We start from the raw sequence: 14,589 nt of genomic DNA on the forward strand, positions 1-14,589 counted from the left end.
ACACGCTCAGCATAGGACGCGTCACCGGGCGTTCCGTGGGTCCCGGACGAACGGGTAGGCTCGTTCTCCGTGCAGGCCATCGGAATCGACATCGGGGGCACCAAGATCGCGGGGGCGGTCGTGACGGAACTGGGCGAGATCATCGCCGAGGACCGCGTGGCCACCAACGCTGCGGACCCGGACGCCATGCTGGACGACGTGGTCGCGATGGTCTCGCGGCTCCGCGCGACGAGCGACGTGGGAGCGGTCGGCGTCGCCGCACCGGGCTTCATCGACGCGTCGCAGTCGATCGTCTACTACACGCCGAACATCCGGTGGCGGAACGAGCCCCTGCGGCAGAAGCTGCAGCAGCGCCTCGGCGACCTGCACATCACCGTCGACAACGACGCGAACGCCGCCGGCTGGGCCGAGTTCCGGTTCGGCGCCGGGCGACTCGTGTCGGACATGACCATGCTCACCATCGGCACCGGGGTCGGCGGCGCGATCGTCACCGAGGACCGCCTGTTCCGCGGCGGCTTCGGCACCGGCGGTGAGATCGGGCACCTGCGCATCGTGCCGAACGGCCTGCCCTGCGGCTGCGGCGCCCGCGGCTGCATCGAGCAGTACGGCTCCGGCCGCGCGCTCCAGCGCATGGCGAACGACGTCGCCGACGCCGGCGGCATCGGGTCGGCCCTCGCCGACGCCCGAGCCGCCAACGGCGGGCAGCTCGACGGCGGGATCGTCGGCGACCTCATCCTGGCCGACGACCCGGGTGCCCTCGCGGCGCTCCGCCGTCTGGGCCGGCACCTCGGCGAGGCCTGCGCGTCGCTGTCCGCGGTGCTCGACCCGCAGCTGTTCGTGTTCGGCGGCGGGGTCGCGAGCGCGGGGGACCGGCTGCTCGACCCGATCAAGCAGGCGTACCTCAACAACCTGCCGGCGCGGGGCTACCACCCGGAGCCCGACTTCGTGATCGCCGAGCTCGTGAACGACGCGGGCGTCGTCGGCGCGGCCGACCTCGCCCGGATCCACGCCCGGACGGCGTAGGGTCGGGCCACCCACCACCTGGAGTCGTCGATGACCTACTGGCTGCTGAAGAACTTCGTGCTCGGCCCGCTCATCCTCACCCTGTTCCGTCCGTGGGTGATCGGCCGCGAGAACGTGCCGACGACCGGACCGGTCATCTTCGCGTCGAACCACATCTCGTTCATCGACTCGGTGATCCTGCCCGCGGTGCTCGACCGGCGGCTGTCGTTCCTGGCGAAGAGCGACTACTTCACCGGGCGCGGCCTGAAGGGGTGGGCGACGAAGACGTTCTTCAACGCGATCGGCCAGCTGCCCATCGACCGCTCCGGCGGCAAGGCGTCCGAGGCGTCCCTGCGCACCGGACTGCAGGTCCTGGCCCGCGGCGAGCAGCTCGGCATCTACCCCGAGGGGACCCGCAGCCCCGACGGCAAGCTGTACCGGGGTCGCACCGGCATCGCGCGGATGATCCTCGAGGGCCGCGTGCTCGTCGTCCCGGTCGCGATGGTGGGCACGCGTGAGGTCCAGCAGATCGGGCAGAAGTTCCCGAAGATCAAGCGCGTCGGCGTCGTGTTCGGCAAGCCGCTCGACTTCTCGCGCTTCCAGGGGTTCGAGACGGACCGCTTCATCCTGCGCAGCGTCACCGACGAGGTCATGCACGAGCTCGCCGGCCTGAGCCGCCAGGAGTACGTCGACGTCTACGCGACGAGCGTCAAGGAGCGTGCGAGCTCCGCGCGCGAGGCCGTCATGCGGGAACGCGGGAGCACGCCCGCACGTTAGGCTCTGATGGTCCCGGCACCCGCCTGGGGCGCACGGCGTCGCCGACGTGCACGCCGCGCCGATCGCACAGAACACCGAGGTACCGCCCTTGTCCGAGTCGCCCGACTTCGTCGCCCTGCAGGATCCGGACGCGATCGAGGGCCTGGACCACTGGCGCACCCTGCCGATCAAGCAGCAGCCGACCTGGCCGGACCCCGCCGCTGCCGAGGCCGCCTCGGCCGAGATCGCCACGTTGCCGCCGCTCGTCTTCGCCGGCGAGGTCGACAAGCTGCGCGAGCGGCTCGCCGCCGCAGCCCAGGGCAAGGCGTTCCTGCTGCAGGGCGGCGACTGCGCCGAGACCTTCGCCGGTGCCACCGCCGACTCCATCCGCGACCGCGTCAAGACGATCCTGCAGATGGCCGTCGTGCTCACGTACGGCGCCTCGATGCCCGTCATCAAGATGGGGCGCATGGCCGGCCAGTTCGCCAAGCCACGCTCGAGCGACTTCGAGACCCGTGGTGACGTCACACTGCCGGCCTACCGCGGCGACATCGTGAACGGCTACGACTTCACCCCGGAGAGCCGACAGGCCGACCCGCGCCGCCTGGTGCAGGGGTACCACACCGCCGCGTCGACCCTGAACCTCGTCCGCGCCTTCACGCAGGGCGGGTTCGCCGACCTGCGCCAGGTGCACTCGTGGAACAAGGGCTTCGCGTCGAACCCGGCGAACGCCCGGTACGAGCACCTGGCGCAGGAGATCGACCGTGCCATCCGCTTCATGGCGGCTTGCGGCGCGGACTTCGATGCCCTGAAGAACGTCGAGTTCTACGCTTCGCACGAGGGCCTGCTCATGGACTACGAGCGCCCGATGACCCGCATCGACTCCCGGTCCGGCCAGGCGTACGACACCTCGGGCCACTTCATCTGGATCGGGGAGCGCACGCGTGACCTCGACGGTGCCCACGTGGACTTCCTGTCCCGCGTCCGGAACCCGATCGGCGTGAAGCTCGGCCCGACGACGAGCGTCGACGACATGCAGGCCCTGGTCGACAAGCTCGACCCGAACCGCGAGCCCGGTCGCCTGACGTTCATCACCCGCATGGGCGCCGGCAAGATCCGCGACGAGCTGCCGAAGCTGCTCGAGGCGATCAAGGGCATGGACGCGAACCCGCTGTGGGTCACCGACCCGATGCACGGCAACGGCCTCACCACGCCCACGGGCTACAAGACGCGGCGCTTCGACGACGTCGTCGACGAGGTGCTCGGCTTCTTCGAGGCGCACCGTCAGGTCGGCACCTACCCCGGCGGCATGCACGTCGAGCTCACCGGCGACGACGTCACCGAGTGCCTCGGCGGCTCGGAGCACATCGACGAGGCCACCCTGGCGACCCGCTACGAGTCGCTGTGCGACCCGCGGCTCAACCACATGCAGTCGCTCGAGCTCGCCTTCCTGGTGGCCGAGGAGCTCGGCGCGCACCCGCACGTCCGCGCCTAGCGCGACACGGGTCGGGTCGGTCCCGGCAGAGCGACAGGACCCCGCGAGCAGTTCGCGGGGTCCTGTCGCTTCCGGGGTCGTGTCGCTTCCCTGGTCCTGTCGCTTCCGCGGGCCGGACGGGAGGCCCGTGGCGGGCCCGCACCGCGCCTCCCGTCCGCCGTGCCGGTCGCGTCCACTGCCCGCCGCGCGCGTCCGATGCGGCCACCCGCCCTACCGTCCCGCGGGAGCGACAGTGTCCCGCCGATGTGGCGCCGGACTGTCGCTCTCGCGGGACTTTCCGCTGCGCGCCCGGCCCGGGCCCGGCCGCGGCCCCGGAGGCGGCGGCGCTGGCGGTCCCGTTCCGCGAAAGCGACAGTGTCCCGCCGATGTGTGGCGTCAGACTGTCGCTCTCGCGGGACTTTCCGCTGCCCGTCTCGCCCCGGCCCCTGCGGCAGCGGCGGCGGTGCCGGCGGTGCCGTTCCGCGAAAGCGACAGTGTGCCGCTGATGTGTGGCGCCGGACTGCCGCTTTGGCGAAGCATTCGGCAAGACCAGGCGGACGTGTGTCGCCATGGTGGGCCGGATTGCTCGCCCCGCTACTGGTCGTAGGCGAGGGTGACGGTGTCGCCCCGGTGCACGGTGGCGCCGACGCCCGGGTCCGTGCCGGTGACGGGGAGCTTCGACTTCCAGTCGTAGAAGCCGCAGAGGATGTTCGTGCAGTCCGGCACCGAGACCTGGAGTCCGAGTCCGCGCAGGGTCGCCGTGGCCTCGTTGATGGTCGCGCCGACGACGCCGTCCTCGGGGATGACGATGGGCGTCGGACCCTTCGACACGACGACGTCGACGGTGCTGCCGCGGACGGCCGGGGAGTCCTGCACCGCGGCGGACACGATCTGCCCCTGCGGCACGGACTCGTCGTACTCCTCGGTCTGCGCGCCGAGCACCAGGCCGACGTCGTCGAGCGCTGCCGTGGCCTGCTCGACGGTCTTGCCCGCGAGGTCCGGGACCGGACCGAGGGAGACCGTCAGGGTGACCGGCCCGGTCTCCCCGTAGGCCTTCACGGTGCTCAGGTCGAGGCGTTCGCCGTCGGCGCCGCGCCCGGTGGCCGCGATGACGGTGTCCTCGGGGGCGTCGGCGGAGAACTGGTAGCGGTCGTCCTGCAGCTCGAAGTCGTCGTCGAGGGCGGCGGTGACGGTGGACAGCGGCTGGCCGACGATCGCCGGGAGCGCGATCATCCGCGGACCGTTCGACACGACGATCCGGACGGCGGTGCCCTTCCGGACCTCGCGCGCCGCGGCCGGTTCCGTGGCCGACACCTGTCCCTTCGCGACGACGGCGTCGAACCGTGTCCCGGTCTTCGACGCCGTGTGCAGGCCCTGCGCTTCGAGCAGCTGTCGGGCCTGTGAGACCGACTTGCCCGCGACCGCCGGGATCCGCACGTTGCCACCGGGGCCCGGCCCGAACCAGAAGGCGATGCCGGCGGCGACGAGGGCGAGCACGACGACGATCGCCAGGGCGGCCCAGCCGCGCTTCCGCCGCTTGCCGGACAGGTCGGCCAGACGTTGCGCGGCGGGGGAGAGCGCTCCCGGCTGCGAACCGGTGCGCCGGGGTCCGGGCGGCGCGTTCCGGCCCCGCGCCGCACGACCGGGGTCGGTGGCGCGGTCGCGCGGGATGACGGCCGTCGCGTCGGTGGCCGGCGGGGAAGCAGGGGCACCCGCTCCGGAGCCGACGCTGCCGCCGCCGCCGGAGGGCAGGATCGCCGTGGCGTTCTCGGGTCGGAGCACCGCGGTCCGGTACTGCCCGGTGGCGCGCTGCTGGTTGCCGGCCATGTGGTCGAGCATCTCGCGGGCGTCGCGGGGACGGTCGTCGGGATTGCGCGCGGTCGCCCAGGCGACGAGGTCGTCGAGCTCGGGCGGCACGCCGTCGACCGCGGCGCTCGGCAGCGGCACGATGTCGTTGGCGTGCTGGTACGCGATCTGCATCGGCTGCTCGCCCTTGTAGGGCTGCTCGCCGGTGAGCATCTCGTAGAGCATGATGCCGAGCGCGTAGATGTCGCTGCGCGAGTCCGCGGCGCCGCGGGTGACGAGTTCGGGGGACAGGTACGCGATCGTGCCGAGCAGCGCCGCACCGGTCGCGGTGTTCGCGGTGGTGGCTCGGGCGAGTCCGAAGTCGCCGAGCTTGATCCGGCCGTCGTCGGCGAGCAGGACGTTCTCGGGCTTGAGGTCGCGGTGCACGATGCCGGCGCGGTGCGCCGAAGCGAGTCCGGCGAGCACGGCCCGCAGGATGTCGGTTGCCTGCTCCGGCGTCAGGGCGTGGTGCTCCTGCAGCAGGTCCCGCAGCGTGATGCCGGGGATGTACTCCATGACGATGTAGGCGGTGTCGTCCTCGGCGCCCTGGTCGTAGACGCCGACGAGGTTCGGGTGCGACAGGCGGGCGGCCGAACGGGCCTCCTGGATGAAGCGCTCCCGGAACGCCTGGTCGTCCGCCAGGTGCCCGTGCATGATCTTGATCGCGACGCGCCGCTCGAGGCGGACGTCCGTCGCGAGGTACACGGTCGCCATGCCCCCGCGCGCGATGCGGGAGCGGACGCGGTACCGCTGATCGATCATGCGACCGATCATCGGATCCGTGGCGGCGTTCGTGCTCATCGGCGGCATTCTACGAATCGAGACTGCACACGGCCGCACTGACGCACCGGTCGTGATGCAATCTCGATCTTGCGGATGAGACTCAGAGCGTGGCCAGCCAGCCCTCGGCGGCGCTCGCCCAGTGGGCGTAGGCCTTCGGGTAGGCGGAACGCTGCACGGCCTGGGCCGCGTCCGTGACGCTCATCGACGCCCAACCGGGCACGTCGAGCAGGCCGCGCGTCTTGCCGGCGTTCGGGTTCGACCGGCCGCCGTAGAACAGCTTCGCGGCGTGGGTCGGGTCCTGCAGTGCCGCGGCGCTGCCCCAGCCCTGGCTCGGCCGCTGCTGGAACAGGCCGACCGAGTCGCGGTCGCCGTGCGCGAGGTTGCGGAGGCTCGACTCCTGTATCGCGGCGGCGAGGGCGACGACGATGCCACGGTCCGGCACGCCGAGGGAGCGTCCGACGGCGACGATCGTCGCGGCGTTCTGCCGCTGCTGGGCGCTCAGCCCGACGGCGGAGCTCACCGCGGCACCGGAGGGCGCGGCGACGACGGTGGACGCGGCACCGGGCAGGACGAGGGTGCCGCCCGCGTAGATGGTGCTCGTGTAGCTCAGGCCGTTCGCGGACAGGAGCGACGCGACCGACACGTGGTGCGCGGCGGCGATCGAGCCGACGGTGTCGCCCGCGGCGATCTTCACCGAGGACGAACGGGACGCCCACGTCCCGCCGGAGCCGGACGTGGACGACGCAGTCGAGGACGATGCCGAGGTCGTGGCGCCGTGCGGCACCCGGAGCGTCTGGCCCGGATAGATGACGCTGCGCTGCGAGAGCCGGTTCGCCGACAGGAGCGCGGACGTGGACACGCCAACGCGCGAGGCGATGCCGGAGACCGTGTCGCCCGACTTCACGTGGTAGCTCGAGGTGCTCGACCCGGTGGACGCGGTGGTGCCCGGCGTCGCGGACCCCGAGGTGCGCGTGGACGCGGTGGTGACCGCGGGCGTCGACGCGAGGTGCAGCGTCTGGCCCGGGTGGATGATGGTGTTCCAGCCGAGGCCGTTGCGCACGAGGACCTCCTGCGCGGAGAGGCCGAAGCGTGCCGCGATGCCGGAGACGGTGTCGCCCTGACGGACCGTGTACGAGGACGGCACCGAGGCCGTCGCCGCGACGGTGGTCACGACGGTCTGTGTCGGACGGGCGACGGCGGTGCTGAACACCGGGCGGTCGCTGACGACGCGGTCCTGGTCGACGTGGCGCTCGTGGTTCGCGTCCTGGTCGTCGTGCCGCGGTTCGGCGTGCGCGACGGGGCCGGTGAGCCCGGCGGTGACCGCGATGGTCCCCGCGAGGACGATGGGAACGGTGGCGAAGCGGGCGGATCGCGCGCGCCGGGCGGCGTCGTCTGCGGCGTTGTCCACGGGTTTCTCCTGACCTCGGTGAGCCGTGCTCGTGCGTGCGCGCACTCACAGGTGGCCCCACGCTGGCATGGTGTGGTTTCCAAGTCAACCAGAGAGTCGGACGTGACGCGTGTGACTGGTGTGACGAACGAGGTCGCGCCGGACCGACGCGCGCTCTGGCACCATGGGCGTGTGAGTGCCGCACCCGCCGACGACCTGTCCCTCTCCGAACGCTGGCTGACCGTCCCCGAGCTGGTGGACATGTTCAGCACGAGCCCCGGACGGATCCACCGACTCTTCGAACAGAAGACCCTGCTCGCCGCCCGCGTCGGCGGTGTGCTCCGCGTGCCGGTCGAGTTCCTGGAGGACGGCGAGCCCATGCCCGAACTCCGCGGCACGCTCATCGTGCTCGGCGACAACGGCTTCACCGACGACGAGGCGGTCCGCTGGATGCTCACCGTCGACGACGCGATGGGCGCGACGCCGATCGCGGCGCTGCGTGCCGGACGCAAGGCCGAGGTGCGCCGCGTGGCCCAGTCGCTGCTCTAGACCCACCCCCTGACGGACGGGAGGCCCGTGGCGGTGTCGCCACGGGCCTCCCGTCCGTTCCGGGGTCGCGTCTACGCGGAGCGGCGGCTGACCGTGTCGGCCAGCGACGCGAGCTGGTCGCGTGCCGACGGCGTGAGCGGGGAGGACTCGAGCGCGGCCTTGGCGCGCGCGACGTGCCGGTCGATCGACCGCTCGACCGCGGCGACCGCGCCGGACTCGGTGAGGGTGGCGCGGAGCATCTGCACCTGGGCCTCGTCGAGGTCCGGGTCGCCGAGGAGCTCGTCGAGCAGCTGCCGGGGGCCGCTCGGCAGCGCCTTGCGCGCGGACGCGATGAGGACGGTGCGCTTGCCCTCGCGCAGGTCGTCGCCGGCGGGCTTGCCCGTGACCTCGGGGTCGCCGAAGACGCCGAGCATGTCGTCGCGCAGCTGGTACGCCACTCCGAGCGGCAGACCGAAGGACCGCAGGCCCTCGAGCTGCGAGTCGCTCGCGCCGGCGACGAGTGCGCCGATGACGAGGGGGGCCTCGATCGAGTACTTGGCGGACTTGAAGACGATGACACGCTGGGCGCGGAGCAGGTGCTCGGACTCGTCGATCACGGGCCAGGCGGTCTCCTCGTGCACGTCGAGGTACTGCCCGGCGGTGACGTCGAGGCGCATCGCGTGGAACTCCTGGCGGACGATCCGCGCCCGGACCGGGTCGAGCAGCGCCAGGCCCTCGTCGAAGACGGAGTCGCTCAGGGAGAGCAGCAGGTCACCGAGCAGCAGCGCCGAGTTCGTGCCGTACTGCGCCCGGTCGCCGGTGAACCCGGACTCCTCGTGCAGGGACTCGAAGCGGCGGTGCGCCGCCGGGCGCCCGCGGCGGGTGTCCGAGCGGTCCATGATGTCGTCGTGCACGAGGGCTGCGGCGTGGAAGACCTCGAGCGCGGCGGCGACCGTGACGACGGCCTCGGCGGTGGTCTGCCGCGAGCCCTCGGCGAGGGGGTCGAACGAGCCGGAGCGCCCCGCGACCGACTGCCATCCCCAGTAGCAGAACAGCGCCCGGAAGCGCTTGCCGCCGGACAGCAGGTCTCGGGCGTACTGGTCGAACGGCGCGAGGTCGGGGCTGATCGCGAGGAGCCGCTCACGCTGCTCGTCGAGTGCCCGGTCGATACGCGCCGATACGAGGTCCACTAATCGCGTACTCTCAGCCACGGTGCCTAGCCTAGTGGAGTGGTCCGGACATAGAATCGGCCCACTCAAGACGAGTGTTTTCCAGCCCGGTTCACCAACCCCGCGTCGATCCCAGGAACAGAGGGAACCAAGATGCCGCTCTCGGAACAGGAGCAGCGCCTTCTCGAAGAGATGGAGCGCAGCCTCTACCAGAACGATTCCGACTTCGTGGCGCGTGTCACACGTCGACAGGGCCGTCCGACGTACACGTCCATCACGCTCGGCGTGCTCGGCGCCCTCGCCGGCGTGGCCGTCGTCATCGTCGGGCTCGCCATCAAGGCGCCGCTGCTCGGCATCCTCGGCTTCGTCGTGATGCTCGCCGGCGTGCTGTTCGCCCTGCGCCCCGGTCTCGGAGCGCCCAAGGCGAAGGCGCCGCGGTCCGGACGCCCCTCCACCGGCGGGTCCGCCCGTCCCGGTGGGTCGTCGCGACCGTCGAACGGCGGCGGCTCCTTCATGGACCGCATGAACGAGCGCTGGGACAAGCGGAACGACCAGAACTAGCGCTCCCTCCACAGTCCTCCACGGGGTCGGCCTTCGGGTCGGCCCCGTTCTGTGTTCCCGGGGGTGGTGGCGCCCGGTCAGGCCCGGTCGGCCCGGTCGGCTCGGTCGGCCTGGCCTGGTCGGCCCGGGCGGCGCCGAGGTCGCACGAACTGTCGCGCGAGGCCCGTGCGGGCGACAGTCCGAGCGACCTCGGCGCAGTGCGTGCGGCATGTCGTGACCTCTCGCCGCGCCCCACCGTGCCCAGGTCGTCGGTGAGGTCGCACTCCGACCCGCTTCGGCCATCGGGATGCGGTCCGGCGTGCGATCTCACCGACCTCGCCGCGGCCCAGCGTCTGGGCCTCCGGCCGCCGGCGAGGTCGCACGAACTGTCGCGCGAGGCCCGCGCGAGCGACGGTCCGCGCGACCTCGGCGAAGTGCGTGCGGCATGTCGTGACCTCTCGCCGCGCCCCACCGTGCCCGGCCGCCGGTGAGGTCGCACTCCGACCCGCTTCGGCCACCGGGATCCGGTCCGGACTGCGATCTCACCGACCTCGCCGCGGCCCAGCGTGCTGACGTTTCAGCCTCGGGTTGGCGGCGAGGTCGCACGAACTGTCGCTCGGGGCGCGCGCGAGCGACGGTTCGAGCGACCTCGGCGGGGTGCGTGCGGCATGTCGTGACCTCTCGCCGGCGCCTCTGAGGGAGCGCGCCTCGGCTCCGGCCGGCGGTGACGTCGCACTTCGACCCGCCTCGGCCACCGGAATCCGGCCCGGAGTGCGACCTCGACGACCTCGCCGCGCCCTGGCGTGCTCCACTGGCTGCGAAAGTCCTCCACTTCGCTCCACCGGGCGGCCGCGGGTGCCGATCCGCGCGGTTCCGGGCCTCGCCGATCCGGCGACGGGCCTGGTGACCGTCCGGAGCGCCCCCAGAAGGGGTGTCGCGGGCCGAAAAGGGAGCGGGAACCTGGGCAGGGGGAGGGGAGTGGAGTAAAGTGGGGCACGCAACGGTCCGGTGGAGCGGAGGGGAGGCCCGACGTGCTGCTCGGTACCCATGCCCCGAAGCTCGACGAGAAGGGTCGCGTGATCCTGCCCGCCAAGTTCCGGGATGAACTGTCCGGGGGACTCGTGATGACCCGCGGGCAGGAACGCTGCGTCGTGGTCTTCAGTGCCCGGACGTTCGAGGAACTCCACGAGCGCATCCGGACCGCCCCGATGACGTCGAAGCGCACCCGGGACTACATGCGCCTGTTCCTGTCCGGAGCGAGCGCGGAACAGCCCGACAAGCAGAACCGCGTCACCATCCCGCAGAACCTCCGCGAGTACGCGGGGCTCGAGCGAGACCTGACGGTCATCGGCAGCGGTGACCGTGCCGAGATCTGGTCGACCACCGCGTGGGAGGCCTACTACGCCGAAGCCGAAGAGGCGTTCGCCGACAACGACGAGGAGGTGATCCCGGGGATCTTCTGATCCGTGGATCGGGACTCCCAGCCGTGGAGCCCTGACATCACTTCCCCGATGTCAGGTCGCATGGATGGGGATCCGGACCCGCGGCCCAGGAGACGAGGGGCTGCACATGGCCGAGGACGAGACTCCGAAGTTCCCGCACACGCCGGTGATGCTCGATCGCATCGTCGACCTGTTCACGCCGACCCTCGAAGGGCCGGGCAAGGTCGTCGTCGACGCCACCCTCGGCATGGGCGGTCACTCCGAGGGGCTGCTCGAGCGGTTCCCGGAGCTGACGCTCATCGGGCTCGACCGCGACACCGACGCGCTCGGCATCGCGGGGGAGCGGCTCGCTCGCTTCGGTGACCGTGTCCGCCTCGTGCACACCGTGTACGACGGCATCGTCGACGCGATCGAGGGCGAGGGGTTCACCACCGTCGACGGCGTGCTCTTCGACCTCGGGGTGAGCTCGCTGCAGCTGGACCGTGCCGAGCGCGGCTTCGCCTACAGCCAGGACGCCCCGCTCGACATGCGGATGGACCGGACCGAGGGGCAGACCGCCGCCGACGTGCTGGCCACCTACGACGAGGGCGAGCTGCGCCGCATCTTCCAGCGCTACGGCGAGGAGAAGCTCGCCGGTCGGTACGCCCGGGCGATCGTCGAGCGTCGCGCGAGCAAGCCCTTCACGATGTCCGGCGACCTGGTCCAGGTGCTGCACGACGCGACCCCGGTTGCCGTCCAGCGGCAGGGGCACCCCGCCAAGCGGGTGTTCCAGGCGTTGCGCATCGAGGTCAACGCCGAGCTGAGCGTGCTCGAACGCGCGATCCCGGCGGCGCTCGACGCCATCGCGGTCGGCGGACGCATCGTCGTCGAGTCGTACCAGTCGCTCGAGGACCGCATCGTCAAGCGGGCCCTCGTGGAGCGCACGAAGTCGAGCGCCCCCGCCGGGCTGCCGGTCGAACTGCCCGAGCACCGGCCGACGTACGAACTGGTCGTCAAGGGCGCCGAGCTGGCCGACGAGGCCGAACGCGCCGCCAACCCCCGAGCAACCCCCGTGCGCCTGCGCGCGGCCGAGCGGATCCGGAAGTGACATGAGCACGAACCTCGCACTCGTCGACCCCGCCGTCGTCCCGTCGCGGGCCCCGCGCCCGGACCGGCAGCACCGCCCGGAGCTCGTCGAGGTCACGCCGTCGAAGGCGCAGCGTCGGGCCCGTCCGCGCATCGGCTACGCCGTGGTCGCCGTGGCGGCCCTCGGCATCCTGCTGCTCGCCCAGCTCGGCATCAGCATGGTGCTCAGCCAGGGGGCCTACACGCTCGACTCGCTGAGCGCCGAGCGGACCGACCTGTCCCGGACGCAGCAGTCGCTGTCCGAGGAGCTCCGGGTGCTGGACTCGCCGCAGAACCTGGCGCGCAACGCGCAGGGGCTGGGCATGATCGCCAACTCGACCCCGGTCTACCTCGACCCGAAGACCGGCCAGGTCTACGGCACGCCGACGCCGGCGAAGCCGGACGAGTCCACGGTGTCGACGGACAACCAGGTGCCGAACGCCCTGCTGAACGACGTCCCGCTCGCGGCGAAGCCCGGCAGCACGGCATCCGGCACGGACAAGACGGACAAGACGGACAAGACCGCCACGACGGACACGACCGACAAGACCGCCACGACCGACAAGACGGACCAGGCGGCGACGACGACGGAGCAGCCCGCCCAGGCCGCCGCTCCCTCTGGGAAGACCTCCGACGCCAGCGCGTCGGACGGGGGTTCGTCGAAGTCCTCCGTAGAGTCCGACGCGAACCAGCTCCAGGCGCCCTCGACCCGGTGACCGACGGGGCTGACGCTCCCCTCCAGCCCCACCCAGCACCACCCCGGGAAGGACCGCACGCGTGACCAGGACGATCCGCAACCGCCGACTGCGCTACAGCATCGTGATGCTCGCCGTGATCGCCCTGGTGGGCGTCTTCGTGGTGCGGCTCGTCGACATCCAGGTGGTGCAGGCGGCCGAGATGAACAAGCAGTCGGCGGCGAAGCGCAGCATCCCGGTGACCGTCTACGGCACCCGCGGGTCGATCGTCGATCGCAGCGGCACCGCCCTGGCGGACAGCGTGACGCGCTACAACATCACCACCGCGCCCCGGCTCGTCAAGAAGTTCACGGGCACGCTCGGCGGCACGCGCAAGAAGCAGGTGTCGGTCGACACGGCGCTCCAGGCCCTCGCGAAGGCGTCCGGGGGTGACGCGGCGACGATGCGGCAGAACATCGCGGCGGACCCGCGGTCGAACTTCGCGTACCTGGTCAAGGGCCTCGACGTGAAGCACTTCGAGGCGGTACGGGCGCTCGAGATCCCCTGGGTCTACAAGGAGCAGCAGGCGGCCCGGGTCTACCCGGCCGGGGCGACGACCGGCAACCTGACCGGCTTCATGGGCACCGACGGCGCGCAGGCCGGCCTGGAGTACGCGTACAACCGGTGCCTCGCCGGCACGAACGGCTCCGAGACGTACGAGCGCGGCGAGGACGGCGTGCAGCTGCCCGGCAGCACCGTGACGAAGACGAAGGCCAAGGACGGCGGCACCCTCCACACCACGATCGACAGCGACCTGCAGTACATGGCGCAGCAGACGATCGCGTCCGCCGGCAAGGAGCTGCAGGCGGAGTCGGCGACGGCGACGGTGACGAGCGTCAAGACCGGCGAGATCCTGGCGGTCGCCGACTGGCCGACCGTCGACCCGAACGACGTCGACGCCACCACGGACAAGGGGGCCTTCGGCTCGCGGGCGCTGACGGCCTCGTACGAGCCGGGCTCCACGATCAAGGCCGCCATCGCCGCGGCCCTGCTCGACCAGGGCAAGTCGAGTCCCACCGACCAGGCCGTCGTGCCCTACTCGCGCACGTTCCCCTGGGGCGGCCGCATCCAGGACTCGGAGTTCCACCAGACCGAGAACCTGACCCTGACCGGCATCCTGCAGAACTCGTCGAACGTCGGCATCACCGAGCTCGGCGAACGGCTGACGTCGCAGCAGCGCTACGACTACATGAAGAAGTTCGGCCTGTTCGAGCCGGAGAGCGCGATCGACTACCCGGGCCAGCCGTCGATGGACTACGGCTCGACGCCGGACTGGGACCAGCAGACGAACATCAACTCGATGTTCGGCCAGGGCATCTCGACGACCGCCGTGCAGGTCGCGAGCGTCTTCCAGACCATCGCCAACGACGGCGTGCGCATCCCGCTGCACTTCGTCACCGGCTGCACCACGGCCGACGGCACGACGATCGACGCGCCCGACGTGCAGAAGCAGCGCGTCGTGTCGGCGTCCGCCGCGGAGCAGACCACGCAGATGCTGCAGAGCGTCGTGACGGGCGGCACGCTCGTCGGCATGGAGCGGATCTCCGGCTACAACATCGCCGCCAAGACCGGTACGGCCGAGGTCGCCGAGGGCTCGAAGGGCTACGGCGGACAGCGCATCACGTCGGTGGCCGGAATGGCACCCGCCGAGGACCCCCAGTATGTTGTCACGGTGACGTTCACGAAGCCGCAGACCAACAAGTGGTCCAGTGGTGCGGCTCCGGCGTTCCGAACCCTCATGTCCCAGGTGCTCGAGAAGTACCGAGTAGCCCCCTCCACGACGCCGGCGAAGCTCTACCCGTCGACGTGGTGAGGAAGAAGGAAC

General features: G+C 71.5%; 12 protein-coding genes. 9 read left to right on the forward strand and 3 right to left on the reverse strand.

The window, feature by feature from the left end:
- The first annotated feature begins 69 nt into the window (after window positions 1–69).
- From DEI99_RS07085 to DEI99_RS07095, 3 genes are all read left to right on the forward strand, one after another.
- The gene (locus tag DEI99_RS07085; RefSeq protein ID WP_111040622.1) at window positions 70–1,023 is read left to right on the forward strand and encodes an ROK family protein; all 954 of its coding nucleotides are present in this window, start codon (window positions 70–72) and stop codon (window positions 1,021–1,023) included.
- 30 nt (window positions 1,024–1,053) lie between these two features.
- Window positions 1,054–1,779, forward strand: a complete 726-nt coding sequence (locus DEI99_RS07090) for a lysophospholipid acyltransferase family protein (protein ID WP_071254525.1) — start codon at window positions 1,054–1,056, stop codon at window positions 1,777–1,779.
- Window positions 1,780–1,867: 88 nt separating this feature from the next.
- Window positions 1,868–3,253 carry a class II 3-deoxy-7-phosphoheptulonate synthase gene (locus DEI99_RS07095; RefSeq protein ID WP_111040637.1) on the forward strand — a complete coding sequence of 462 codons (1,386 nt, stop codon included), beginning with the start codon at window positions 1,868–1,870 and terminating at the stop codon, window positions 3,251–3,253.
- Window positions 3,254–3,826: 573 nt separating this feature from the next.
- On the opposite strand, the gene pknB is transcribed toward DEI99_RS07095, so the two are convergent.
- Together pknB and DEI99_RS07105 are read right to left on the reverse strand one after the other, a co-directional pair.
- Window positions 3,827–5,878 carry a Stk1 family PASTA domain-containing Ser/Thr kinase gene (pknB, locus tag DEI99_RS07100; RefSeq protein WP_111040621.1) on the reverse strand — a complete coding sequence of 684 codons (2,052 nt, stop codon included), beginning with the start codon at window positions 5,876–5,878 and terminating at the stop codon, window positions 3,827–3,829.
- An 82-nt stretch (window positions 5,879–5,960) separates the two neighbouring features.
- Window positions 5,961–7,268 (reverse strand): LysM peptidoglycan-binding domain-containing protein, encoded by a 1,308-nt coding sequence (locus DEI99_RS07105; RefSeq protein WP_111040620.1) that lies wholly within the window; start codon window positions 7,266–7,268, stop codon window positions 5,961–5,963.
- Between the two features lie 171 nt (window positions 7,269–7,439).
- Between DEI99_RS07105 and DEI99_RS07110 the strand changes: the two genes are divergently transcribed.
- Window positions 7,440–7,796 (forward strand): Rv2175c family DNA-binding protein, encoded by a 357-nt coding sequence (locus DEI99_RS07110; protein WP_181434324.1) that lies wholly within the window; start codon window positions 7,440–7,442, stop codon window positions 7,794–7,796.
- A gap of 71 nt (window positions 7,797–7,867) precedes the next feature.
- Here DEI99_RS07110 and DEI99_RS07115 read toward each other — a convergent pair whose 3' ends face one another.
- Complete coding sequence (locus DEI99_RS07115) at window positions 7,868–8,986, reverse strand: polyprenyl synthetase family protein (protein ID WP_111040619.1); 1,119 nt, start codon at window positions 8,984–8,986, stop codon at window positions 7,868–7,870.
- A 111-nt stretch (window positions 8,987–9,097) separates the two neighbouring features.
- Between DEI99_RS07115 and DEI99_RS07120 the strand changes: the two genes are divergently transcribed.
- From DEI99_RS07120 to DEI99_RS07140, 5 genes are all read left to right on the forward strand, one after another.
- Window positions 9,098–9,505, forward strand: a complete 408-nt coding sequence (locus tag DEI99_RS07120; RefSeq protein WP_111040618.1) for an SCO2097 family morphological protein — start codon at window positions 9,098–9,100, stop codon at window positions 9,503–9,505.
- Between the two features lie 1,010 nt (window positions 9,506–10,515).
- Window positions 10,516–10,947: a division/cell wall cluster transcriptional repressor MraZ gene (mraZ, locus tag DEI99_RS07125; protein ID WP_071254530.1), complete on the forward strand. Its 432-nt coding sequence runs from the start codon at window positions 10,516–10,518 to the stop codon at window positions 10,945–10,947.
- A gap of 106 nt (window positions 10,948–11,053) precedes the next feature.
- The gene (rsmH, locus tag DEI99_RS07130) at window positions 11,054–12,013 is read left to right on the forward strand and encodes a 16S rRNA (cytosine(1402)-N(4))-methyltransferase RsmH (RefSeq protein WP_111040617.1); all 960 of its coding nucleotides are present in this window, start codon (window positions 11,054–11,056) and stop codon (window positions 12,011–12,013) included.
- A gap of 1 nt (window position 12,014) precedes the next feature.
- Window positions 12,015–12,746: a cell division protein FtsL gene (ftsL, locus tag DEI99_RS07135; RefSeq protein ID WP_111040616.1), complete on the forward strand. Its 732-nt coding sequence runs from the start codon at window positions 12,015–12,017 to the stop codon at window positions 12,744–12,746.
- A 61-nt stretch (window positions 12,747–12,807) separates the two neighbouring features.
- Window positions 12,808–14,577, forward strand: a complete 1,770-nt coding sequence (locus DEI99_RS07140; RefSeq protein ID WP_111040615.1) for a peptidoglycan D,D-transpeptidase FtsI family protein — start codon at window positions 12,808–12,810, stop codon at window positions 14,575–14,577.
- Window positions 14,578–14,589 lie beyond the last annotated feature (12 nt).

It is taken from the genome of Curtobacterium sp. MCLR17_036 (assembly GCF_003234445.2).
Classification (GTDB): Bacteria; Actinomycetota; Actinomycetes; order Actinomycetales; family Microbacteriaceae; genus Curtobacterium.

What these genes read in the sequence shown, in the direction of transcription:
- DEI99_RS07090 (WP_071254525.1), top strand. Translation starts at nt 1,054, where the DNA reads ATGACCTACTGGCTGCTGAAGAACTTCGTGCTCGGCCCGCTCATCCTC.
- pknB (WP_111040621.1), bottom strand. Translation starts at nt 5,878, where the DNA reads ATGAGCACGAACGCCGCCACGGATCCGATGATCGGTCGCATGATCGAT.
- DEI99_RS07120 (WP_111040618.1), top strand. Translation starts at nt 9,098, where the DNA reads ATGCCGCTCTCGGAACAGGAGCAGCGCCTTCTCGAAGAGATGGAGCGC.
- rsmH (WP_111040617.1), top strand. Translation starts at nt 11,054, where the DNA reads ATGGCCGAGGACGAGACTCCGAAGTTCCCGCACACGCCGGTGATGCTC.
- ftsL (WP_111040616.1), top strand. Translation starts at nt 12,015, where the DNA reads ATGAGCACGAACCTCGCACTCGTCGACCCCGCCGTCGTCCCGTCGCGG.